Raw genomic sequence first — 24,467 nt, 5'->3', positions numbered from 1 at the left:
ATTTGACGTAAAACGCGCCCGTGCGGTTCCCCGCATTCATGTGAAGTTAGAGCTTGCCGGCCTGCTGGAGGTTATTGGCTTGCGTGATATCCAGATCCGGATTCGCGGCCGATACCTTGGAAAGCCGGACAGCATCGTCGAACTCCTGGAGCACTGCTGGCGCAGGCTGCTTGCTTAAAAGCGAGACAACGACCGTGACCACCAGGCCGCTGATAAAGCCTGGCACCATCTCGTACAAGCTATTGCTCAAACTGGACATGCCCCACACGAACGACACGACAGCACCGGTAGTCATACCAACGATGGCGCCGGTGGTGCTGAGGCGGCGCCAGTACAGCATGAGCAGCACCAGTGGGCCAAAGGCAGAACCAAAACCTGCCCAGGCAAAGCCCACGAGCTCAAGAATCGAGGCTGAAGGGTTAATGGCAAGCACCCCGGCGACAATCGCAACAGCTACCACGGCGGTACGCGAGAGGTAAATCATCAGCCTTTGCGAAGGCTCGTTTTTGCGGAAGATCTTAAACAAATCCTCAATCAGCGACGTCGATGTGACCAGAAGCTGCGAAGAGATTGTCGACATAATCGCCGCAAGCACTGCGGTAAGGATCAAGCCGGCAATCAGTGGGTGGAAGAGCACGCGGCCCATATCAAGGAAGATCGTCTCGAAGGCATTGCGATCTACCACCGCAACATTCGGGTTTTGGCCAAAGTACGCGGTGCCGATGATGGCCACGAAGGTAGCTCCCACAATCGAAAGCAGCATCCAGGTCATGCCGATGTAGCGGCCCTGGCGGGCATCAGAAGGAGAGCGAAGTGCCATAAAGCGCACGATGATGTGGGGCTGGCCAAAATAGCCCAAGCCCCAGGCGAGGTTGCCAATGATGGCCGCGGCAGACACACCACTGAACATGGAGAAGTAATCAGGGTTGCCAGTGCCGCCGGTATAAGGGCCGTAATCGTGCGTGGTAGCCCACGTCCAGATAGACGAGGGATCATCCAGGCTCAATAGCGCCATCACCGGCACGATTACCAAGGACAAGAACATGATGGTGCCCTGCACGGCATCGGTATAACTCACCGCAAGGAAGCCACCAATGAAGGTATAGGCCACGGTGATGCCAGCAACGATCAGCATGCCGTCGAGGTAGCCGGAGCCAAAGGTGGACTCGAAATAGCGTCCGCCAGAAACCATGCCGGAGGAGACATAGAAGGTGAAGAACACGATGATGATCAGCGAGCTCACCACGCGCAGCACGCGGGACTTATCGGCCAGGCGGTTTTCAAAGAAGGAGGGCAGGGTGATCGAATCGCCGGCGACCTCCGAATAGGAGCGAAGGCGCGGAGCCACCCAGCGCCAGTTGGCCCAACAACCGATGAGCAGGCCGATGGCGATCCAAAGTTCCGACATACCTGACACAAATAGCGCGCCCGGTAAGCCCATGAGCAACCAGCCAGACATATCCGATGCGCCGGCAGAAAGCGCTGCTACAAAGGGGTTGAGGCCACGGCCGGCAAGTACATAATCGTCATATTCATCGGTGTTTTGGAAACTCCAATACCCGATGGCGAGCATGACGCCCATATAGATGATGATGGCGATGATAAACCAGGTGGTATCCGTCATCGCGCCTCCTTGGTATGAGATTGAGTGAGGGTGCGTTCCAAGGTTTCCATGCAGGCGGTGATCAGCGCAATTATTGGGGGAGGCTTGCAAATAGTGGGGGAGGCTTGCCCCACGAACAATAGCACGGATGTTCTATTAGTGCTTGGGTAGTTTAGGTACCCAACTGGTAGAACTATTCCTATGCCTGAGTATCTGTTGCACGGACTGTGGTCGAATGACGTCGGCCTCATGCTGTGGATCGAACAGGTCGAAGGCCACAAGATCCTTTCCGCCGATACGGTTCCAGACGATGCCTTCCCGCCAGCGGTCTACGCACTGATCAAAGGCCGGCGCACGCACTTTCAGCCCGTCACGCTCATGACGCCCAAGGGCAGAAACGTCAATATTGCCAAGCTGCCCACCGTGGCCTTTACCCCCGAACAAACCGTGAAGGCCTTAGCCACTATCAGCGGCCTGCGCGGAACGGCGGCAACAGAAGAAGAACGCGCCACCATCGCCCCCGATCTGTGGTGGATGGTGCAATGCTTTGAGGGCCTAGAACAATTTGTGCGAGCCGGGCGCCTGAGCATCAAATTGGCGTTTCGGGAACAACGCTGGTGGCCGCAATGGACCTTGGCAACCGGGCTCAATGAGCGCGGCTGGATCGCGCAGATGACGGCCGCAGCACCGGGTGTATTGGTGCGCAACGCCGGCAGCACCGTGGCCGAAGATATGGCAGATGCCTTACCGCACTGGATCGCCCACGCGCTCTTGGTGGATCTAGATAAACGCCCGCGCCCACGCGAATGGCATGCCTTTAGCCGCGCCTTGCTGCGTTCAGAATCGCTGCACCGAGCGAACCCGCAATTACTCCACGCTATTGGCGACTGGCGCAACTCCGTGCTCAAATCCAAGCTGGAATTGATCGTGCTGGTTGAAGAGCCCGCAGAAGATGCAGCACAGTCCGATGATTTCGGGATTGCCCTGTGGCCTGTGAAGGTCATGGTTCGCTCCGGCGTTGATAGCCCACAGCCGCTGCTGCTTCGAGAACATGACCGTGAGGTCGTGGCCTTTTTGCGTGAGCAGCACCAAAAAATGATCAAGTTAAGCCCCGTGCTGGACTATCGCCGCGAGCTGCCGGCAGAGGCAACCATGGTGTACAGCCAATCAACGGTTGGGGATTGGGATACCGCCTTAAGCACCGATGAGCTGGCAGCCTTTGTGCGAAAGGACGTAGAAAAACTTTCGCGCGCCGGTATTACCGTCTTGCTGCCAAAAGCATGGACCGGCCGGAAAGAACAAGCCAAGGCCAGTGTGCGTGTCAGCGGCGGCCCACTGATTTCTAAGTTCGGCTTTGAGCAGATCGTTTCCTATGACTGGAAAGTATCTGTGGGCGACGTTGAGCTCGATGAAGCACAGATGCGAGAGCTGGTGCAATCAAAGTCAGGCCTGTTGCGCCTCGACGGGCGGTGGGTAGTAGCCGATACCGCCCAAGTGGCCAAAATCCAGCAATACTTTGAACAACTGCAGGAAAACTCCAAGCGCATGCTGCGCAAACGCGCCGATGAAGCGCGGATGCAGGCAGAGTTGGCAAAGCTGCGCCAAGATCCGAACTGGGAGGCACTAGCTGCAGAAGCAGCACAACTGGAAGAGCTGGCTCAAGACCCCAACGCCGGTATCGCAGAATCCGATATTCAAGAGCTGCGCAACATTGCCATGCAGCAGCAAGAGCAATTAGTGGAGTTCCGCGGAGACCCCTGGTACCAGGAATTACTCGGTGTGGTCGACGGCGAAAAAGCCCCCGCGCCTCAACGCGTCGCGCTGCCTGCCACAGTGCATGCGCAGTTGCGTGAATATCAACGCCGCGGCGTGGATTGGTTGTACTGGATGGCCAGCAACAGGATTGGTGCCGTGCTTGCTGATGACATGGGCCTAGGCAAAACCCTGCAATTGCTCAGCCTGGAGGCCATTGAGATTGCGCAGGCTGGGGAGCAGGCGGGCCAGCAAGCTGGAGAGCAGGCGGGCCTGGAGGCAGAAGAGCAGGCAGAGAAGCAGGCGGCGCGCCGGAAGCCCACGCTGGTGGTGGCACCTACTTCGGTGGTGGGCAACTGGGCGAAAGAAGCAAAGCGCTTTGTGCCGAGCTTGAAGGTGCTGGTACTCCACGGATCATCGCGCCCCAAAGGAGAAGCGCTGTTTGAGGCAGTAGCGCAGGCCGATCTGGTGCTAAGCAGTTATGGGGTGTTGCAACGCGAGGCCAGCGAGCTGGCCAAGGTGCGCTGGGGCAGGGTAGTGCTCGATGAGGCGCAGGCCATCAAGAATGCAAGCACCAAGGCCTCGCGCTCTGCGCGTGCCTTGCCGGCGGATCACCGCATTGCGCTTACTGGCACGCCTATCGAAAACAAGTTGGCGGAGCTTCACTCCATCCTCGATTTTGCTAACCCAGGTGTGCTGGGAAGTGCCTCATTTTTCCGCAACCACTTTGCACGAGCCATTGAGCGCTATAACGACGAAGAAGCAGCCGAGCGTCTTCGTGGCCTGAGTGCCCCATTTATTCTGCGGCGCTTAAAGTCCGATCCAAGCATCATCGATGATCTGCCCGAAAAGCGCGAAGAGGTAATCACAGTACGCCTAAGCGCTGAACAGGCAGCGCTGTACGAGGCCTTTGTGCATGGAGTAGAAGGCCAGCTTTCTGGAGGCTCATCGATTGAAAATCGAGGCAAGGTGCTCGGGGCGATTACCAAAATCAAGCAGATCTGTAACCACCCCGCGCATTTTCTTGGCGATCACTCCGCAATTACTCACCGCGGACGGCATCGCTCCGGCAAGGTGGAAAAGCTCATGGAGATCCTCTCCGAGGCTCGCATGGCTGAGGAAAAGGCGCTGATCTTTACCCAGTACACCACCTTTGGCGAGATGCTCGTGCCATACCTAGAAGAATTCTATGGAGAGCCGATCCCCTTCTTGCATGGTGGGGTATCAAAGGCTGGCCGCGACCGGATGGTCGAGCAATTCCAATCGCCCGATGGTCCGCCGGTGATGATTCTTTCGCTTCGCGCCGGAGGCACGGGCTTAAACCTCACCGCAGCGAATGTGGTGGTGCACATGGATCGCTGGTGGAATCCGGCGGTGGAAAATCAGGCCACCGACCGCGCCTACCGCATTGGCCAAGGCCGCAATGTGCGCGTGTATAAGCTTCTTGCCCAAGGCACGCTCGAAGAGGCCATTAATGATGTGATTATTGGCAAGATACATCTGGCAAATGCTGTGGTTGGCGCCGGTGAAGGCTGGCTCACGGAGCTTGAACCCGAGCAATTAATGGAGCTCATGCGTTTTCGAGGCAGGGAGAAATAGATGGTACGAGCGAGAAAAGACAACGTCATCTACGCCAACTTCGGCGCGCGTTCCTCGCAGCCTGTGCAAGAGCCGACAGTCCAGCCCGACATCGACGGCGCGGGCGGGATGCTGCAACACTTCATCTTTGGCTTGAGCGATCATGGCCGCATTCAGCGTGGCCAAGAATATGCCCGCAAGAACAAGGTGATGAATCTCCAGCTCCGCGACGGCCAGATCTTGGCCGAGGTGTCTGGTTCGCAATTAGAGCCTTTCGACGTCGCGCTGATCCTTCCCTACCGCAGCACCGATGAAATTGCCCAGATATCCCAGCTTTTAGTGCAAGAACGAGCTGGCATCAAGCGGGCGCGTGCAGGTGATTTAAGCCCTGAAGTGCTGGCCTTATTAATCGCAGAACATGCAGATGATCTTCGCCTGCGCTGTAGCTGCCCTGATCCGAACTACACCTGTAAGCACGTGATCGCGGTAGCCATTGAGGCGGCAAAGCGGCTGCAGAAATACCCCACCGAGGTATTTGAGCTGCGAGGGCTCAACATTGTTGCCCTTGAACAGGCGGTGCTCACGCAGGCAAAGCAGCACAGTGAGCAGCAATCCCAGGGATCTTCCGAGGCGTTTTGGCAAGGTGGCGAATTGCCCGATTTGCCCGACCCGGAGCCCGCCTCTGCTTTGGAAGATTCAGACCTGCAGTTGCTGTATAAGGCCATGCGCTTGGTGTCATATTCCTCGGTAGAAGAGCTTCGTGCGGTAGCAGATTTAGAAGAAATGTTCGATCATTTAATGGGTAGATAGCCCCGCGATCGGAGGTTGTTTGCTACCTGTTAAAGGTATGAAGACTAGATTTCTCCACACTTCCGATTTTCAGATAGGCATGAGCCGCTGGCGCTTGGGTGAAGAGGCAAGCCCCCGCTTTGCCTTAGATCGCATCCTGGCCATTAGGCGCGTGCACGACTTGGCCAAGGCTCAAGGCTGCGAGTTTATGGTTGTCGCCGGAGACTTTTTCGACGCCAACTCTTTATCCCTCCAAACGATCAACCGCGTCAAAGCTGAATTAGAAAAGCTAAGCATTCCCACGGTATTTGTGGCGGGCAACCATGATCCGCTCACGGCAGACTCAATGTATTCGCATATCGAATCCATTGAGCATGTGATCGTTGCCAGGGATAACACGCCATTTGAGGTGGTCCCTGGCGTAGAGATTGTCGCAGCACCATATATGGCGAAGTCTTCTGATCGTGACCTCGTAGCTGAGGCGATTGAGCCTTTAGAGCCCACGGGCAATATCCGCATCGCCGTTGGCCACGGCCAGGCAGAAAGCCGCAGCAACGAGATTCGCTTGGATCAGATCTCCCTGGATTTGGTAGAGCAAAACATTGCCCAGGGTGTGATCGACTATCTGGCCTTAGGCGATACGCACTCAGCACAGCCGGTTGGATCCAGTGGCAAAGTGTGGTTCTCCGGCTCACCAGAGCCGACGGATTATCACGTCCTACACACCAATGGCGGTGAGAATAACTCCGGCAATGCGCTTGTGGTGGAGGTAGAAAAACACGGCGAAGATGAAGCCGAGGTTGCAGTGGCCACCCACCGGGTTGGCACGTGGATCTTCCACGATATTCACCAAAGCGTGAATTCTTTTGAAGATGCCGAGGCGTTTATCAACCAACTTGAGCAATACGAGGATAAGTACAACACTGCGATCCGCTATTCGCTCGAAGGGGTAGTAGACCTTGGCACCTCGCAGTTCTTAGAGGAGCGCCTGCACACCCTAGAAAATACTTTTGCCTGCTTGTATAGCCACGAGCGCACCATGGACCTCATTGTCCAACCCCAAGAAGGAGAGATTGAGAATCTAGGGCTTTCGGGCTTTGCCCGCGAGGCCTTAAAAGAGCTCCAAGAACGAGACGACGAAACAGCCCGCGACGCCGCCAAACTGCTGCTGCGCTTGGGAAGGAACGCATCATGATTTTTCATAAGATCCACATCCGCAACGCAGCCAAAGTAGCTGAGTTCAAGCTAGAAGATATTCCCAACCACGGCGTCGTAGTCATTGATGGTGAAAACGAGGCGGGCAAGTCAACGATCATTGAGCTCATCCGTCATGCGCTTTTTACCAAAAGCACCTCCAAAAGCCAGGACATTGAGGCGTTTCGCCCCTTAGCCCGCGATGAAGGCCCAGAGATTTCCCTTGAGCTGACCATGGGGCAGCACCGCCTCTTGCTGCATAAGCGCTGGTTAAAAAAGCCTGTTGAAGAGCTCAAAGCCCTTGAAGGCCCGCTCAAAGGCCAGCAGTGGACGGCAACGGAGGCTGCCAACCGGCTCAAAGCCTTGGTTGAAGGCGAGGCCAATGATCCTGAGCTTTTCGAGGCATTGTTTGTGTCCCAGGAAAAACTGGATGCAGATATGAAGGCAGCCGGCATTCCTTCCCTGCAGGCGATGCTCAACCATGACGATGCTGATGCCTTTGATGAAGACACAGAGCTGTTGGCAAAGCTGGGCAAGCGCTACAGCGCCACCTTTACTGCAACTGGCCGGCCCAAAGCTGGCAGTGCGCTGCAGACGGCGATCAAAGCCGTGGAGGAGGCCGAAGAATGGAACAACACGGCGAGTGATCAGTTCAAGCAGATCGAAGCCAGGGTTGATTTGGTAGATAAGACCAAGCCCGAGATCCTCGCCTTGGAGCAGCGCCTGCCACAAGCAGAAAAAGAGCTTCAGGAAAAAGAGCAAGAGTATCGCTCGATGAAGCAAGCCCAAGACGAACTTGAAGGCTTAAAGCAGCGCCATGCGGACGCTTTAGCCTTATTGGAGGCGGCGAAAAGGGAACTTGAGCAGCGTAAAGAGCTTAAGCAATCCCTGGAGCAACAGCAGCTGCAATGCCAGGAACTTGAACAAGAGCGCAAGGACAAGGCAGCACTCCAGCAACAAGAACAGCTCAAGGTAGAAGAAGTCGCGGCTGCGCTGAAGGCCTGCCGTGAGCAGATCGCCCAACTGAGCAGCAGCATTGAAAAACGCAGTGCTGCGTTGAGGCTCATTGAGCAGCACGAGGAATTGCAACACCTGCGCGAACAGCGCACCCAGCTTGAAAAGCTGGAAAAACGCCAGATCAGCTTGGAGTCCGTTCCGAATGTGACACAGGCGATGGTGGATGCGGTGGCCGATGCCCAGGCTGCCTTGCGTAGTGCCCGAGCCGTCAATGAAAGCCAAAGTGCGCAACTGCGCCTGCATGCCCAGACCCCTACGACCATTGCGCTCAACGGCCAAGAACACACCGTGGATCAAGAGCAGCGCTTTGCCGTTACCGAAGCCATCGAGCTGGAAATTGATGGTGTGGAGATCTCGGTGGAGCCGGGCGCAGGCAGTGAGGCGAGTGCGCAGGCTGTTAAGGAAGCAGAACGAGCCTTAGAGCAGGCGCTGCAAGATACTCCAGCAAAAGACTTTGAGCAGCTCCGAGAGCTTCGCAATAGCCGAGAGGACGCCGAAAGCGAGTTGCACCAGGTGCGGCTTGAACGTGCCGGTATTTTAGGCCAGCGCGAAGAATCTGAGGTTGCGCAGCGACAGGCCGAACTTGAGCTTGCGTTGCAGGGCGTCGATATTCCGGAGCAGTGTGAGGATGACCGCGAAGCCTTAGGCGAAGAACTTTTGGCCCTTCAGGCAGAAGAGGCTGGCCTTGTAGAACGCCGCGAAGCGCTCAGCAGCAGGCCTGCGCAGCGTGCACTTGATGGCATTGAAGCCAAAGTCGAGCACGCTCAGGCCTTAGTCCAGGGCTTAAAAAAGGATGTAGAAAAGGCAGAAAGCAAGCAGGCTACCGAGCAGCTTGAGCAGCAGCTTTCCCAGCGTGAGGCCGCGTGTGAAAAGTTGCAATCCAGCCTTGAACAGGCCGGATTGCAGGTGGATGCCTTCGGTGGTGAAAAGCTTGCCTCGGAATTTGAGCAGTCCAAGGCTGAAGTGCACAACATTCAGCAAGATATTGCGAAGAAGACGGCGCTAATTGAGGTCAATCAAAGCGAAATTGATGCGCAAACTGGTGTTGCAGAGCAAGCGCAACAAGCCGAACGTGCATTGCAGGCTGCACGCCAGCGCCTTGCAGTGCAGCAGCGTGATGCCGATGCGGTGAAGCTCTTATACGAGGTGCTGCAGCGCCACCGGAACCAGGCTCGTGAGCGCTACGCGCGACCACTGGGACAAAAGCTCAGCCAGCTTGCTCCCTATGTCTATGGCTCGGAGGTGGAGTTCGAGTTTGATCAGAACCTCAGCGTGACCGCCCGAAGCGCCCAAGACGGCCATCTTGGGCTCGATCGGCTCTCGGTAGGTGCCAGGGAGCAGCTAGCGGTGCTTATTCGCATCGCCTTGGCCATGATCGCCGGGGGAGAAGACACCAGCCTGGTACTCGACGATCCCTTAGGTGCAAGCGATCCTGCTCGCATCGGCAGCATGAGCGCACTGCTTGCGAAAATGGCCGAAAAGCAGCAGGTCATAATAATGACCTGCCAGCCGGAACGCTTTCAAAAGGTTCCCGGCCGGCAGGCCCATTCGCTCGCGGAGCTTGCCCGCTATTACTAGTCCTGCTTGATGGCAGAGCCGTCGATCTCAATCTTGATCTCCTCGGACACCAGCATGCCGCCGGTGTTCAGGGGAGCGTTGAAGTCGATGCCGAAGTCCTTGCGGTTGATCTTGGTGGAAGCTTCAAAGCCAAGACGGGTGTTGCCGAAGGGATCCTCGGCAATGCCATTGACCTCTACATCGAAGGTGACGGGCTTGGAGTTGCCCTTGATCTCGAGGTTGCCGTGCACCTTGCCCTTTTCGCCGTTGAGCTCCACAGAGGTGGACTCAAACGAGATGGTGGGGTGCTGCTCTACGGCGAAGAAATCATCGCCGCGAACGTGCTCATCGCGGTCGCTATTGCCGGTATCGATGCTGGCGGCCTGCGCGGTGCCCTGCACCTTGGAGTTCTCGCCATCGAGCACGATGGTTGCTTCTACTTCGTTAAAGGTGCCACGCACCTTGGTCACCATTGCGTGGCGAGCCACGAATGCGACAGAGGAGTGGGAAGCGTCAAGCTGAAACGTGCCATTGAGGTTCATGTTCATCATCCAATCGTTGTTGTGTTGCACTCTCGTGCGGTACGGACACCACAATACACCATATTGCAGACGTGTCAACAAACAATGTTCAATTTTTTGCACCTGGCTTAGGGCAGGCAAACGGGTATATTTTTCATTGGAGAACCCGGACGTTTAATGTTGTCTGCATGAAAACCCCAGAATGGCTCAATGACGAGGAACAAAGGCTTTGGCGCCTCATGCTTGCGGCAAACCGAAAAGTGGATCGCGCGATTGAAGAATCGCTGAACACCGGTTATGACCTCACCACTCCAGAATTTGGGGTGCTCGTTAGCCTTTCTGAACACCCCGAAAAGCGCATGCGCCTCCGGGAGCTGTGTGCGGCGCTGAACTGGGATCGCTCTAGAACCTCGCACCAAATTACCCGCATGGAACGCCGCGGCTTGGTAGATAAGCAACGGTGCTCAGGCGATGGGCGCGGCGTACTCGTAGCCCTTACCAAGGAAGGGGAGCGCCGCTTAAAGCAGGCGGTGCCCGAGCATGTTCAGACTGTGCGCGAGTTGGTGTTTGATCGCTTAAGTCAAGAGCAAGCCCAAGCTATCCACGACTTCTCGCTTGCAGTATTAGGCTCAGACGTAGAACACCTCAATATCCCGAAAGGTAAGAACAATGGCTGAGCCTTTTTGGCAACGCAAGCTGTATCGAAGCACCGATCATAAGCTCATCGGTGGTGTGCTCGGTGGGGTATCGGAAACCTACGGCATCGACGTCACCTTGCTTCGCGTGCTTACCGTGGTAAGCATCATCCTGCCTGGCCCGCAGGTGCTGGCCTACCTCGTGGCCTGGCTGATCATGCCCAAGCGCCCATAGCGTGCAAAAGCAAAAGCGCCCCTACCGCAAAAGCTGGTAGGGGTGCTTTTTGTGTGTCCCCGACACGATTCGAACGTGCGACCTTTGGTACCGGAAACCAATGCTCTATCCACTGAGCTACGGAGACGCGCAACGCCCAATCCTAGCACTAGCGCCTCAGGGAATAGAAACGCCCTGCAGGTGGGCTTTGCCGTGTGTGTATCTGCCCCATCACGGCGTGCAAATGGCACCTATGAGCTGCGTACTTGCCCAAAATCTAGCCCCGCAGAAGATGCAAGAACAACACCAGGCCTTCGGGGCAATGATGCTCGCAGGCCTGGTGTAAGCGGCGGTGCTTGGCGGTTAGTCCACCACCACGCAGATCAGTGTGCGCGGACCGTGCACGCCCTCGACGCGGTTGAGCTCAATATCGGAGGTAGCCGATGGTCCAGAGATCATCGTCACCGGCTTTTCGCGCCCCAGAGCTGCAATCATCTCCGGCACGCCGTAGACCACATTGTCCATGCGCACGATGCACACGTGGCAGTCGGGAACCAAGGTAAGCGCGCGCCTTCCGCACAGCTCATTGGATTCCAGGCAGATGGTGCCGGTTTGAGCAGAGCTGACGTGTGAATCGGTCACAACCGCATCCACCTCGTTGAGCTCCCTTGGATCACGTGAGCGATCATCGGCAGAGGCTTGGCCGTCGAAAAGCTCAAAGAGCTCAGGTGATAGGCCCTCGGCGTAGCGAACCTCCTTGGCTTGGCGCTGGTGGAGCTGCTCGGCGATGGTGGCCGCGAGATCCTCCTCGGAAGATTCCACCACGATGGCCTTATAGTCCTCGAGGCGATCAATCAGGATCTCTTTGAGCTCTGAGCGGCTATAGGAATACTCGCGGTTGTAATCGCGAGGAATGGCTACGCCACCTTCTGGAGTGCCGGCAAGCTTGTGGGCATCGCGGATACGCTGCAGAATCGTTGATTTCGCAGACATGGTTTTAGTCCTCCTTGGAATCGTCTGCGAGGCCTTGCTCGCGGGCTTGGTTGAGCAGTTCGCGCGCCTCATCGCTTTCGAACCATTGCCTAAAGGACTTCTTTGGCGGCACAGGCACATCGCGGAAATCCGTCCAGCCAGACAAGAAGCTGGGCAGGTGAGTGATCTTGCCCTTGAAGCCACCCATGACGCGGCCAAGGAACACCATGCGCGACAAGGTATTCCACACCGTCTCATTACCCCAGGTGAACTGCATGGCAGTCATCAACGAGCCTTCAACAAAAGGCTTATGCTCGCTGACCTTCTGGTGGCGAAGCTCCAGCAGGGCATCGGTGATAGGAATCTTCACCGGGCACACCTCATTGCAACGCCCACACAGTGAGGAGGCAAAAGGCAGCGATCCATTCACGGATTGATCATCTTCCATACCCGTAAGCTGCGGGGTCAAAATGGCACCAATCGGACCTGGATAGGTGGAGCCATAGGCGTGGCCGCCGGCGCGTTCATACACCGGGCACACATTCAGGCAGGCCGAACAACGGATGCACTTCAAAGCCTCGCGGCCGATCTCATTGGAAAGGGCAGCGGTGCGGCCATTGTCCAAGAGCACAATGTGGAAGTTTTCGGGGCCATCGCCTTCGGTGACACCGCTCCACAAGGAGGTATAGGGGTTCATGCGCTCGCCGGTAGAAGAGCGAGGCAGAAGCTGCAAGAACACCTCATAATCGGCAAAGGTGGGCAGGATCTTTTCAATGCCCATCACAGAGATCAGGGTTTCCGGCAGGGTAAGGCACATGCGGCCATTGCCCTCAGATTCCACGATGGTGACGTGGCCGGTTTCTGCAATGCCGAAGTTGGCGCCACAAATGGCCACCTTGGCCTTCATAAACTGCTCGCGCAGGAAGGTGCGAGACGCCTCCGCCAGCTCGGCTGGCTCTGAGCTGAGTGAGTCGTCCGTATTGGGCATCTCGTGGACGAAGATATCGCGAATTTCGGCGCGGTTACGGTGAATAGCCGGCACCAAAATATGCGAGGGGCGGTCGTGGCCAAGCTGCACAATCAGCTCTGCCAAGTCCGTTTCTTGTGCGTGAATACCAACGGATTCGAGCTGCTCATTTAAAGCAATCTCCTGGGTGGCCATGGACTTAATCTTGACCACCTCCTTCTCACCGGTGGCCTGCACAAGCTCTTTGACAATGCGGCCGGCTTCTTCTGCATCGCGAGCCCAGTGCACATGTCCGCCGCGCGCAGTCACCGCAGCCTCGAACTGCTCAAGCAGCTCGGGCAGGCGGGCAAGCACATCGCGCTTGGTGGCAGAACCAGCCTCGCGCAATGCCTCCCAATCGTCGATCTCGCTGATGACATTGGCGCGCTTTTCACGAATGGTCGTGGTGGCCTTGTGCAAGTTACGGCGCTGCGTGGCGTTATAGAGCCCATCGTGTGCAGCTTTGGGGAAGCGCTCTTTGCCGTGCAATAAGGAAATATCCGAGGCGCGCGGCGGCATCTTGGGGGTTCCGAGTGAAACGCTCACAGCATGCTCTCCTTAGAGTAAGCGGCGGTGGTGGGAGTCCAGGGATTTTGCTTGGTAGAAGCCAAAATCTCCGCCAGGTGAATAGCTCGAACGCCCATGTGCTGGCGTGAGAGTGAGCCTGCGATATTCATCAAGCAGGAAGAATCGCCGCCGGTGACGTACTCGGCATCGGTGGACTTAATATTGCGGGCCTTATCAGAGACCATGGCCGCCGAAGTCTCGGCGTTTTTCAAAGCGAAGGTGCCACCAAAGCCGCAGCATTCCTCGGCATTGGGCAGGGTAACCAGGTCGATGCCTTCTACATTTTCTAGAAGGCGGTAGGGGCGATCACCCAACTTGATAAAGCGCAGCCCGTGGCACGAGGGGTGGTAGGTCACCCGGTGGGGGAAGAAGGCGCCGAGCTGGTCGGTGCCGGCTACGTCGATAAGAAATTCCGGCAAGTCATAGGTTTTCTTCGCGGCCTTCTTGGCGCCATCGACAAGCGCTGCATCGCCATAGCGCGAGGCCACATGTTCGTGTTGTTCGCGCACGGCGCCAACACAGGAACCGGACGGTGCCACCACGAAGTCGATGGATGGATCGGCAAAGGCATCGACATAGGTACGGATCAGTGGCACGGCTTCTTTTTGGTAGCCGGTATTGACATGCATTTGCCCACAACAGGTTTGGGCGTCTGGGAAGACCACCTCGTAGCCAAGGCGCGACAGGATCAGTGCTGTGGCCTTGGAGGCATCGGGGAACATGGCATCGCCGATGCAGGTGGAAAAGAGCGCAACTCTCACGTTTCTTGCTCCTTGCAAAATATTTCTGGAAATGCTGGTGTGGCACGTTCTAGGGCATACGCCCCAGGTGTCACCTGTCGATGGCTATCCTAGCGAAAAATCTTGGCGCGCCTTCGGGTGTAGATAGCGGTTGAGCTGCAAAGACTTAAGAAATATCAATGTTTCTTAAATGCCTTTTCCTATGGCTAGACGCCCCTTTATGCAAAGGAAATCTTGGCGCGAGCTGACGCGGCCTTGGCTTGGTGCAAAAAGAAATGTGGTGGAAAATACGTTTTAATTCTTTTCCCCGTTCCTAGCTACTTTCCCGCGCGTTTGTGCCACCGATCTTGCTTTGTTGCCGGATGCAAAAGTTGTCTTGCGCCACGGTGCGGGTCAATAGTAGGAAGCAGTGAAATGGAAACGTTCGCAGGCCATTTGTGTTCTATTACACAGTCTGCGCTGTGCATGAAGGAGCACTCCCAATCATGTTTACCCCCTCGACGAGCGCTGTAGGCGGCAGCCTCGGGCTCTCAGCCCTTTGCGCAATCCTGCCGCTGGTGGGCTTCTTCCTCTTCCTGATGGTGCTCAAGATGAAGGCGCACTGGGCAGCCATCGCCTCAGTCGGCGTAGCGCTTGCCACCGGCATCCTGCTTTTTGGCATGCCCGCAAACTTGGCCTTTGCCTCGCTCAGCCAGGGCGTGGCCTTTGGCCTTTTCCCCATCGTCTACATCATCTGGATGGCGGTATGGGTCTATGACCTCACCGTGAAATCCGGCAGATTCGAAGACCTACGCACCATCTTTTCTAAAATCGGCCGCGGCGATATGCGCGTGCAAGCCATGCTCATCGGCTTTGCCTTCGGCGGATTGCTCGAAGCTTTGGCCGGATTCGGCGCACCCATTGCCATCGTGGCCGCGATGTTGCTTGCCATTGGCCTAAAGCCCATGAAGGCCGTGCTCGTGACCTTCGTGGCCAATGCCTCACCCGTGGCCTTCGGCGCCATGGCCATCCCCGTGACCACCGCCGGATTGCTCAACCAGATTCCCGGTGCCGAAGTAGCCGCAATGGCAGGTAGGCAAGTCTCGCTGATCGCCCTGGTGGTGCCCTTCGTGCTCGCCTTGATCATGGATGGCATGCGAGGAGTGCGCCAAACCTGGCCCATGGCCATCACCCTTGGCGTGACCTTCGGCGGAGGACAATTCCTTGCCTCCAACTACTTCTCCTATGTGCTTACCGACGTAGTAGCCTGCCTGCTTTCGCTCACCGCCGGCGTGCTGCTTTTGCGAGTATGGAAGCCAACCACCCCTGAAGAACAAGCCTCGGAAATCGACGCCTCGCAACTGCACCTCGATACCCGCAACGCCGTGCTCGCCCTCTTCCCCTATGTGCTGATCGTGGTGGTGTTCTCCATCACCAGCCTGTGGCGCATCGGCTTTGATCTGCCAGCAGCGCTTAATAGCACCACCATCAAGATCGAATGGCCTGGGCTGCACGGACATTTGCTCAATGAGGCAGGCGAGCCAATTACCAACACCATCTTCAACTTCAACTGGCTTTCCACACCGGGCACCATCTTGTTCTTCTGCGGCATCATCACCGCCTTGGTGTACGCCGCCACCGCAGAGGGCGGAAAATACCCGATGTCGCTATCGAAGGCCTTTGCCACCCTCGGCGAGGGCGGTTATAAGATGCGCTATTCGGCACTGACCATCGCCGCGGTGATGGGTCTGGCCTATGTGATGAACATGTCCGGCCAAACCGCCTCCATCGGCGCCTTCCTGGCCGCCACCGGCACCATCTTCCCGCTGCTTTCGCCAGTGCTGGGTTGGATCGGTACCTGGGTCACAGGCTCTGCTACCTCGGCAAACGCACTCTTCTCGCAGATGCAGGCCACCACCGCGCAGCAAGTCGGCGTAAGCCCCACGCTGCTGATTGGTGCCAATACTGCCGGTGCCACCTTGGGCAAGATGATGAGCCCTCAAACCCTAACCATCGCGGCCACCGCGGTAGCGATGGAAAATGGCGAGCGAAAGATCATGGCCCAAGCCTGGAAGTATTCGCTTGGCCTGCTGGTGTACATCTGCATCATCGTGTACCTGCAGTCCACCTCCGTGCTTGGTTGGATGGTTGTGGGCTAGGTTTTTGCCCACGGGCTGGGGCAATTACACTGCTTAGTCATGACTCCAGCCGACCTAAGCCACCTCATTCATTCCACCGCCACCGAAGTGCTGCAAAGCCGCGATCTCGACGCCGCTGTGCTGCCGCAGCAGGTGGTGGTGGAGCGCCCTCGTAACCCCGAGCACGGCGATTACGCCACGAATATTGCACTCCAAGTGGCCAAGAAGGTCGGCATGAACCCCCGCGAGCTTGGCCAGTTGCTTGCCGACGCCCTAAGTAACGACGAAGCCATCGAGGTCGCCGAAATCGCAGGCCCAGGCTTTTTGAATATCCGCCTTGCCGCCGATGCCCAAGGCAAGATCGTGGCCAATATCCTCGCTGAGGCCGCAGCCTTTGGCCGTTCCGAGATATATGCAGACCGCAACGTCAACCTCGAGTTCGTCTCTGCAAACCCCACCGGCCCCATCCACCTTGGCGGCACCCGCTGGGCTGCCGTGGGTGATGCCCTGGGTCGAGTCTTGGAGGCCTCGGGTGCTGCGGTCACGCGCGAATACTACTTCAACGATCACGGCAAGCAGATCGATAACTTCACCGACTCCTTAGTCGCTGCTGCCAAAGGCGAGCCCACCCCTGAAAACGGCTACGGCGGCGATTACATCCAAGAAATCGCAGCAGACATTGTTAAGGCTGCACCTGAGGTAATGGAGCTTGAAGGCGAAGAACAACGCGAGGCCTTCCGCGCCCGCGGCGTGGAGCTGATGTTTGCTCACATTAAGAAATCGCTGCATGAATTCGGCACCGATTTCGATGTGTACTTCCACGAAAACGAGCTCTTTGAAACTGGCGCTGTGGAAAAGGCCGTCGAAAAGCTCAAAGCCAACGGCAACCTCTACTTTGAAGATGGCGCCTGGTGGCTGAAGTCCACCGATTATGGCGACGATAAAGACCGTGTGGTGATCAAATCCGACGGCGACGCAGCCTATATCGCCGGCGATATTGCCTATGTGGCCAATAAGATCGAACGCGGCTTTAACCTCTGCATTTATATGCTCGGCGCCGATCACCACGGCTATATCAACCGCCTGCGTGCCGCCACCGCAGCCATGGGATATGACGCCGATACAGTAGAGGTGCTCATTGGCCAGATGGTCAATCTGGTTCGCGATGGCCAGGCAGTGAAGATGTCCAAGCGTGCCGGCACCGTGATCACCTTGGACGATCTGGTGGAGGCAATCGGTGTTGATGCCGCCCGCTACGCCATGATCCGATCCTCGGTGGATTCCAGCCTGGATATTGACTTGGAGCTGTGGTCTTCGCAATCCAGCGATAACCCCGTCTACTACGTGCAATACGGGCACGCCCGCCTGTGTTCCATTGCCCGCAAGGCAGAAGCCCTGGGCGTGGACTTGAGCACCGATAACCTCGGTCTGCTCACCCATGAGCGCGAAGGCGAGCTTATTCGCACGCTGGGAGAATTCCCGGCCGTGGTAAAGGCCGCTGCCACCTTGCGCGAGCCTCACCGCGTAGCCAGGTATGCCGAGCAACTCGCAGGCACCTTCCACCGCTTCTATGACTCCTGCCAGATTTTGCCCAAACAAGACGAACAGGCCAGCGATTTGCACAGCGCACGCCTGGCACTGGCAGCAGCCACCCGTCAGGTATTGGCCAATGCGCTCGGCCTGCTTGGCGTGAGCGCACCGGAGCGCATGTAACAAGCGGGCATACAAGGCTGAAGCTGCGCTTGCCTAGTGCCTGGCAGTGCTAGGCAAAATAGGGCCATCTTCAGCTACACCAAGGCATCGCGCCCCAGGCTTTTCACCTGGTGGCGTTTGTATAGAAACGAGAAAGTCTCGCATGGATCACGTAGTCGGTATTCAGTACACCTCTAGCTATTCGCCCACCAAGCGCATCACCTTCCCCGAAGGCGACTTCAATGGCCTTCCGGCGCATGTGTGGCCAAAAAACGCCTCCCGCGACGATAACGGCGTGGTGAGCATCGCCGGGGTGTCGCTACCGGAGCTGGCAGAAGAATTCGGCACCCCGTTATTCGTGGTGGATGAAGATGATTTCCGAAGCCGCTGCCGCGATCTGGCGCGCGCCTACCAAGGCCCTGAGCGCGTGCACTATGCCTCCAAGGCATTTTTAACCCGCGAAATTGCCAGGTGGGTGGCGCAAGAGGGGCTCTCGCTCGATGTTGCAAGCTATGGCGAGCTGCGGGTGGCGCAGGCCGCCGATTTTCCCGCAGGGCGCATTACTGCTCACGGCAATAACAAGTCTGCGCAGTACCTTCAAGCTTGCGTGAGCGCCGGTGTTGAACATGTGGTGCTCGATAGCTTCCAAGAAATTGCATCCCTTGGCGCAGAGGCTGAGCGCCAGGGCAAGGTGCAACCGGTATTGGTGCGTGTGACCCCAGGCGTGGATGCCCACACCCATGAATTTATTGCCACCAGCCACGAGGATCAGAAATTCGGATTCTCACTGGCCAGTGGGGCAGCAAAGCAGGCGGCGGAACAAGCCTTCCACCACCCCTGGCTCGATCTGCGCGGCTTGCACTGCCATGTGGGCAGCCAAGTCTTTGATGCCGAAGGCTTCTCCCTTGCCGCCAAGCGTTTGATGCGTTTGCAAAACACCTTGCAAGAAGAGCTCGACACTCGCTTGCCCGTGCTCGACCTTGGTGGCGGCTATGGCATTGCCTATACCGAAAACGACACCCCGCTTGATGTGCAGGCTGTGGCGGCGGATCTGATTGCTCGCGTTAAGGCAGAGGCAGATCGCCTTGGGCTGGAGGCTCCCACGATCATGGTGGAACCAGGCCGCGCGATTGCAGGGCCGTCCACCGTCACGGTGTATGAGGTGGGCACCATCAAAGACGTGCACGTTACTGATGATTTGACCAGGCGCTATATCGCCGTCGATGGCGGCATGAGCGATAATATTCGCCCAGCGCTGTATCAGGCTGAATATGATGCGCGCGTAGTCAGCCGCCTGTGCGAGGGCGAGCTTTGCGATTCGCGCGTGGTGGGAAGCCACTGCGAATCGGGCGATATTTTGATTGCCGATCAGCGCTACCCGGAGGATATCCGCCCCGGCGATTTGCTTGCGCTGGCAGCAACTGGTGCCTATTGCTTTGCCATGGCCAGCCGCTACAACATGTTTACCCGCCCTGCGGTAGTAAGCGTGAAAGATGGAAAAGCCCGCCTGATGGTTCGCCGCGAAACCATCGAGGATTTCCTTGCCATGGAAGCCTAATTGGCCACACCCCAGCTTCAGGCTTGGCCTTGGCGTAGGGGTATCGGCTTTAAGCAAACAAGCGCTGAGTATTCTTGTGTAGTTAATATAGATGGGCATTTGCCTCAACATTTTCTAGGAGCATTATGACCGCCGCACCCCAAACCATGTTCAAGCCCGGCAAGGGCGCAGGTGAGCCCGTTGGCCTGGCCATTTTGGGTTATGGCACCGTCGGTAGCCAGGTGCTGCGTTTGATCCACGAAAATAGCGAGGATTTCCTTCACCGCGCCGGCGGCCCGCTGGAGATCCGCGGCGTTGCTGTATCCAGCGTGGAAAAGCACGAGGGTTCGCTGGCAAGCGAACTGGGGTTGCTTACCACCGATGCTGAGTCTTTGCTGCGCCGCGATGATGTCGACATCGTGGTGGAGGTCATCGGCGGTATCGATTACCCGCGCAAGCTCGTGCTGGAGGCGCTTGAAGCCGGCAAGTCTGTGGTAACTGCCAATAAGGCACTGGTAGCCGCGCACTCCGAGGAGCTTGCTCAGGCAGCCGATGCCGCAGGCGTTGATCTGTACTTCGAGGCTGCCGTTGCAGCCGCCATCCCCGTGGTAGGCCCGCTGCGTCGTTCCCTGGCAGGCGATCAGGTAGAGACGGTGGCCGGCATCGTCAACGGAACCACCAACTTCATCCTCGACGCCATGGATTCCACCGGCGCTTCCTACGACGACATGCTCGCCGAGGCCACCCGCCTGGGGTATGCAGAAGCCGATCCAACTGCTGATGTTGAAGGCCATGATGCTGCATCCAAGGCTGCCATTTTGGCATCGCTGGCATTCCATACCCGCGTGACCTTCGAGGATGTCTACTGCGAGGGCATTTCTCATATCACCGCCGAAGACATTGAGGCTGCGAAACAAGCAGGCCAGACCATTAAGCTGCTGGCCATTTGTGAGCGTTTCCGCGATGAGCAGGGCCAAGAGAAGGTCTCTGCCCGCGTGCACCCCACCTTGGTGGATCGCGAGCACCCGCTAGCCAGCGTGTCTAAGTCGTTCAATGCCGTGTTTGTAGAGGCAGAGGCTGCGGGCCGTTTGATGTTCTACGGCAATGGCGCTGGTGGTAACCCCACGGCTTCTGCGGTGCTTGGCGATATTGTCGGTGCCGCCCGTAACAAGGTCTTCGGTGGCCGCGCCCCAGGTGAATCCACCTACGCTAACTTGCCAATCGCCGATTTTGGCGAGGTGCTGACCTGCTACCACATCGATATGGAAGTAGAAGAGCGCCAGGGCGTGCTGGCTGAGCTTGCCAAGATCTTTGCCGATAACGGCATTTCTTTGAGAACAGTGCGCCAAGAAGGCGGCGAGGATGTTGCCCGCTTGATTGTGGTCACCCATGCCGCCAAGGAACGCGATTTGCAGGCCACCGTTGAAAAGATCAAGAGCATCGACGCAGTACAGAAGATCACCAGCGTGATCCGTTTGATGGAGAACTAATGCAGCAATTGAGCGTCGGGCGTCGCGTGCACGTTCGCGTCCCCGCATCCTCTGCCAATCTTGGGCCTGGCTTTGACACCCTCGGGCTTGCCCTTTCGCTTTTCGACGACATCTGGGTCGAAATCACCAGCGAAGGCCTCGAAGTGATTGTCGAAGGCGAAGGCGAGGGCGAAGTCCCACTGGATCAGCGCCACCTGGTGGTGCGCGCCATTTACTCTGGCCTTGAGGCCGCCGGCGTTCAGGCACCTGGGCTCAAAGTGACCTGCCATAACCGTATTCCTCAATCGCGTGGCCTTGGTTCTTCTGCTGCTGCCGCGGTTGCCGGTGTGGCTGCGGCGAATGCTTTGGCCGGTGATGTGCTCAGCACCGCCGATCTGGTCCAGCTTTCTTCGGCATTTGAAGGCCACCCCGATAATGCTGCCGCCTCGGTCATGGGTGGGGCAGTGGTGTCGTGGACGTCGACGCCTGTCGACGGCAGCGACCCGCAGTACAAGGCCGTGGCCATCCCCGTGCACCCCGAAATTCGCGGCGTGGCCTTGATCCCCAGCGAGCGCGCCTCCACCGATGCGGTGCGCCAGGTGCTGCCCAATGAGATCAGCCATATTGATGCCCGCTTCAATGTGTCAAGGGCGGCGTTGATGACGGTGGCGCTGCAGCATCACCCCGAGCTGCTGTGGGAGGCCACCAGGGATCGACTCCACCAGCCGTATCGCGCCGATGTGCTGCCTTTGACCGCTGAATGGGTAAACAGGCTTCGCAACCGCGGTGTGGCAGCCTACCTTTCAGGCGCAGGGCCTACCGCCATGGTGCTGATCACCGAAGACCTCGATTCGCAGTTGCTACGCGAAGCCGAAGAATCCGGCATGCGTGTGCTGCCACTGAGCGTGGCCGGACCAGTACAGACCGAGGTATTAGAGGCCTAAGCCTGCTTCTGCTTGATCTCTACGCAACACTGGCCCGGCTGATCATAGGGCACGAGGTTGAGGTGCATGCGGTCGTCGTCAAGCAACTGCTGCAACGTGCCTTCGTGCACGGCACAAATAAACGGTGTTGGCTGGAACTCATTGGAGCTTAGCGGGCAACTGCGCATGGAAATGCTCGTGCCCTCATCGGTGCTGACTTCCTGCGTGGGATCAAAGCCCATGCTGCGAAGATAGCCGGTGATCCTGCCCAAAAAGCCCTGGCTGGATTCGGGGCTTTCCAAGCCGCGCTCGCGCAACTTTTCGCCCCAGCGCTTGCCAATGGTGCGGGCCATGGCCGCTTGTTCCTCGGCGGTGGCGGCTTGTTCTTCGAGATAATCGCCCATCACCTCGATCAAGGTGACGTACTCGGCAGCCACCGTGCGGTTATCGGGGATGCGAACCTTATAAATCAACGAGGGGCGCCCGCGGCCAATGGCGGGTGCGGTAAAGGAATGTACGGCGCCGCGCTCGGTGAGCTCATCAAGGTGGCCACGAATAGTATTGGCATGCATGTTCAGTTCTTCGGCCAACTCGTACACACGCGCGCCATCGGGATAATCGGCCAAAGTATCAAGCACAAGCCGCTGTTTGGGGCTGAGCTTTAAAGACTCTGGAAAAAGATCCGTTGCGGGACGAGGGGGGTGCTGGTTCATAATTCCTCGGTGCTGGCGTGTGGGGTAGGCGCACGATAAACATGCACGTTGAGTGCTTTTATGGCACAAATTACGCTGCTGCCAACGCCCAGCGATAAACGCAACGCGGAGGCTTGAGTGGTGTGCAACGTAATCGATGCTGTAGCAAATTTTACACGTACAAACACAATATTTTTATGGAACTCAACCGATGTGATCCGCCCCTCCCACTGATTGCGCGCGGATTCCACCCCCGCCGGATTCTCAACCACCTTCAACGTCACAGCATCCGGGGCAAACACCGCCACCGCCCGATCGTGGACAGCGAGATCGCCATCGGCCTGAGCAACAACGTGAAGATCGCCAACGCGCATTTCTGCAATACCGTGCTCGACGCTTTGCACTACGCCTTCCAAGCGATTCACCCCAGCAAAAGAGGCCACAAAGCTATTGCTCGGACGGCTAAATTCCTCCTGCGTATCTGCAATGCTGCGCACCTGGGCTTGTTCGAGCACCGCGATCTTGGAACTCAAGGTGGCAACATCGGTGGGGTCGTGGCTAATAAACACCACCGTGCGCCCCTTGGCGGCAGCAGCCAACAATGCACGCCAATGCTGCGCTGCCTCAACATCGACTGCAGCGAGGGGCTCGTCAAGCAATAACACCCGTGGGCGAGCAGCCAAAGCGCGCAGCAGGGCAACCTGCGCGGCTTGCCCGCCCGAAAGCTCCGCGGTGGGCACGTTGGCTAAGGCCTCTAAACCTGCCGCCTCTAACAGCCGGGCTGCCTCGGGGTGCACCATCGCGATGGCCTGCTCAACGCTGCAGTGCCGCGGCAAACCGGGCTGCTGGGTAAGCATGACAATGCCGCGTTGCCACATCGGCTCGGATATCGGCTTGCCATCTATGAAGACCTGCGCGCTAATTCTGCCTGCAATTTTGCCCAATAACGTGGTTTTACCTGCACCATTAGGGCCAATGAGTGCGGTGGTGTGCCCAGCCTGGGCATAAAAATCATCCACCTTGATGCTGGGTGCTCCAAGCTCAGAGGCACTCAGCGCACTTAACGCAGCCACATCGACAGGCCTAAGCTCAACGGCCTGCTGAGTACGCACACGAGGAGATCGCCCAAGAAGTGCGACTGCTGCCAGCACTGCCACGGCCAACAGCACGAGCAGGGCTGCTAACGCATAGGCCTGATCGGGGTCAGTTTCTCTAGCGAGATAAATGCCCACCGGGAGCGTTCGGGTTACCCCAGGTAAGGATCCTGCAAAGGTGAGCGTGGTGCCGAACTCTCCAAGCGAGCGCACAAAGGCCAAGCCGGCGCCGCTGAGTATCGCCGGGCGCACACCAGGTAATAACACCCGGCGCACCACCTGGGTGGGCGTCATTCCTACTGCCTGGGCCGAATACCAAATCTCGCGATCAAATTGCCGTAGTGCCGCATCCACAGTCACCACCACAAAAGGAAGCGCGATAAAACAATGCGCCATCACCACACCTGCAAAGCTAAACGCCAGTTGGATACCGGTGGCATCTAGAAGCGGTGCTACTAGTCCCTTGCGCCCAAAGGCTGCGCTGAGCGCCAAGCCCGCCACCACCGGGGGCATGGCCAAAGGCAGGAGCACCAAACCGCGGGCAAGGCCTGCGCCTCGAGGCAGCAACTGCAACCACAGCGCAAGCGGGATTCCTAGCACCAAACAACACAGCGTGGCCACCACAGCAGAGCCCAGGCTTAGCGCGAACATCTGCAAAGAATCCTCGCGCAACGCAATACCGATGATGTCTGTCCACGCCACTCGGGTGCATAGGGCTATCAGCGGCAGCAGCAGAAACACCCCGGCGAGTACAGCAAGCAGATGCACCCACCGTGGTGCGCTTGGGGCAAGGCGCTG

The 24,467-nt window shown here is 57.6% G+C and carries 18 protein-coding genes and 1 tRNA gene; 11 read left to right on the top strand and 8 right to left on the bottom strand.

The features are described 5' to 3' along the window. Positions 1-46: 46 nt before the first annotated feature. Complete coding sequence (gene putP, locus CPPEL_RS06910; protein ID WP_123960430.1) at positions 47-1,624, bottom strand: sodium/proline symporter PutP; 1,578 nt, start codon at positions 1,622-1,624, stop codon at positions 47-49. A 180-nt stretch (positions 1,625-1,804) separates the two neighbouring features. On the opposite strand from putP, the gene CPPEL_RS06905 reads away from it, so the two are divergent. The 4 genes from CPPEL_RS06905 to CPPEL_RS06890 are packed head-to-tail and all read left to right on the top strand — an operon-like array spanning position 1,805 to position 9,511. Continuing rightward, positions 1,805-4,954, top strand: coding sequence for a DEAD/DEAH box helicase (locus CPPEL_RS06905; RefSeq protein WP_123960429.1), 3,150 nt, complete (start codon positions 1,805-1,807; stop codon positions 4,952-4,954). Further along, positions 4,955-5,743 carry an SWIM zinc finger family protein gene (locus CPPEL_RS06900; RefSeq protein ID WP_123960428.1) on the top strand — a complete coding sequence of 263 codons (789 nt, stop codon included), beginning with the start codon at positions 4,955-4,957 and terminating at the stop codon, positions 5,741-5,743. Positions 5,744-5,780: 37 nt separating this feature from the next. After that, on the top strand, positions 5,781-6,917 hold the full coding sequence (locus CPPEL_RS06895) for a metallophosphoesterase family protein (protein ID WP_123960427.1): 1,137 nt from the start codon (positions 5,781-5,783) through the stop codon (positions 6,915-6,917). Then, positions 6,914-9,511, top strand: a complete 2,598-nt coding sequence (locus CPPEL_RS06890; RefSeq protein ID WP_123960426.1) for an AAA family ATPase — start codon at positions 6,914-6,916, stop codon at positions 9,509-9,511. Before CPPEL_RS06895 ends, CPPEL_RS06890 begins: the two co-directional genes overlap by 4 nt. Here the strand turns inward: CPPEL_RS06890 and CPPEL_RS06885 are convergent. Next, entirely contained in the window at positions 9,508-10,041 is a 534-nt protein-coding gene (locus CPPEL_RS06885) for a YceI family protein (RefSeq protein WP_425453775.1), read from the bottom strand. The two genes, CPPEL_RS06890 and CPPEL_RS06885, sit on opposite strands and share 4 nt — an antisense overlap. A gap of 158 nt (positions 10,042-10,199) precedes the next feature. Here CPPEL_RS06885 and CPPEL_RS06880 point away from each other — a divergent pair, with 158 nt between their 5' ends. Then, complete coding sequence (locus tag CPPEL_RS06880; RefSeq protein WP_123960425.1) at positions 10,200-10,688, top strand: MarR family winged helix-turn-helix transcriptional regulator; 489 nt, start codon at positions 10,200-10,202, stop codon at positions 10,686-10,688. Then, on the top strand, positions 10,681-10,881 hold the full coding sequence (locus CPPEL_RS06875; protein ID WP_123960424.1) for a PspC domain-containing protein: 201 nt from the start codon (positions 10,681-10,683) through the stop codon (positions 10,879-10,881). Before CPPEL_RS06880 ends, CPPEL_RS06875 begins: the two co-directional genes overlap by 8 nt. 54 nt (positions 10,882-10,935) lie before the next feature. On the opposite strand, the gene CPPEL_RS06870 is transcribed toward CPPEL_RS06875, so the two are convergent. The 4 genes from CPPEL_RS06870 to CPPEL_RS06855 all read right to left on the bottom strand — a co-directional run bounded on the left by CPPEL_RS06870 (position 10,936) and on the right by CPPEL_RS06855 (position 14,166). Further along, positions 10,936-11,008 (bottom strand) — tRNA-Arg (locus tag CPPEL_RS06870). Positions 11,009-11,223: 215 nt separating this feature from the next. Beyond that, complete coding sequence (locus CPPEL_RS06865) at positions 11,224-11,853, bottom strand: LutC/YkgG family protein (RefSeq protein WP_123960423.1); 630 nt, start codon at positions 11,851-11,853, stop codon at positions 11,224-11,226. A gap of 4 nt (positions 11,854-11,857) precedes the next feature. Then, a complete protein-coding gene (locus CPPEL_RS06860) occupies positions 11,858-13,384 on the bottom strand; it encodes a lactate utilization protein B (RefSeq protein ID WP_123960422.1) in 1,527 nt (508 codons plus the stop codon). Further along, positions 13,381-14,166: a (Fe-S)-binding protein gene (locus tag CPPEL_RS06855; RefSeq protein WP_123960421.1), complete on the bottom strand. Its 786-nt coding sequence runs from the start codon at positions 14,164-14,166 to the stop codon at positions 13,381-13,383. Before CPPEL_RS06855 ends, CPPEL_RS06860 begins: the two co-directional genes overlap by 4 nt. Positions 14,167-14,630: 464 nt before the next feature. On the opposite strand from CPPEL_RS06855, the gene CPPEL_RS06850 reads away from it, so the two are divergent. The 5 genes from CPPEL_RS06850 (at position 14,631) to thrB (ending at position 21,904) form a co-directional block, all read left to right on the top strand. Beyond that, entirely contained in the window at positions 14,631-16,283 is a 1,653-nt protein-coding gene (locus tag CPPEL_RS06850) for an L-lactate permease (protein ID WP_123960420.1), read from the top strand. 39 nt (positions 16,284-16,322) lie between these two features. After that, positions 16,323-17,975 (top strand): arginine--tRNA ligase, encoded by a 1,653-nt coding sequence (gene argS, locus CPPEL_RS06845; protein ID WP_123960419.1) that lies wholly within the window; start codon positions 16,323-16,325, stop codon positions 17,973-17,975. A 142-nt stretch (positions 17,976-18,117) separates the two neighbouring features. Then, positions 18,118-19,512 carry a diaminopimelate decarboxylase gene (gene lysA, locus CPPEL_RS06840; RefSeq protein ID WP_123960418.1) on the top strand — a complete coding sequence of 465 codons (1,395 nt, stop codon included), beginning with the start codon at positions 18,118-18,120 and terminating at the stop codon, positions 19,510-19,512. A 125-nt stretch (positions 19,513-19,637) separates the two neighbouring features. Beyond that, entirely contained in the window at positions 19,638-20,981 is a 1,344-nt protein-coding gene (locus CPPEL_RS06835; protein WP_123960417.1) for a homoserine dehydrogenase, read from the top strand. After that, positions 20,981-21,904, top strand: a complete 924-nt coding sequence (gene thrB, locus CPPEL_RS06830) for a homoserine kinase (protein ID WP_123960416.1) — start codon at positions 20,981-20,983, stop codon at positions 21,902-21,904. Before CPPEL_RS06835 ends, thrB begins: the two co-directional genes overlap by 1 nt. Here thrB and CPPEL_RS06825 read toward each other — a convergent pair. Together CPPEL_RS06825 and CPPEL_RS06820 are read right to left on the bottom strand one after the other, a co-directional pair. Next, on the bottom strand, positions 21,901-22,596 hold the full coding sequence (locus CPPEL_RS06825) for a helix-turn-helix transcriptional regulator (protein WP_123960415.1): 696 nt from the start codon (positions 22,594-22,596) through the stop codon (positions 21,901-21,903). The two genes, thrB and CPPEL_RS06825, sit on opposite strands and share 4 nt — an antisense overlap. Further along, positions 22,593-24,437 (bottom strand): ATP-binding cassette domain-containing protein, encoded by a 1,845-nt coding sequence (locus CPPEL_RS06820; protein ID WP_245990409.1) that lies wholly within the window; start codon positions 24,435-24,437, stop codon positions 22,593-22,595. Before CPPEL_RS06820 ends, CPPEL_RS06825 begins: the two co-directional genes overlap by 4 nt. Positions 24,438-24,467: the final 30 nt, after the last annotated feature.

Origin of the sequence: Corynebacterium pseudopelargi (assembly GCF_003814005.1) — a bacterium.
Classification (GTDB): Bacteria; Actinomycetota; Actinomycetes; order Mycobacteriales; family Mycobacteriaceae; genus Corynebacterium; species Corynebacterium pseudopelargi.
The sequence above is the reverse complement of the archived record's forward strand: the minus strand, read 5'-3'. Positions and strand labels throughout refer to the sequence as shown.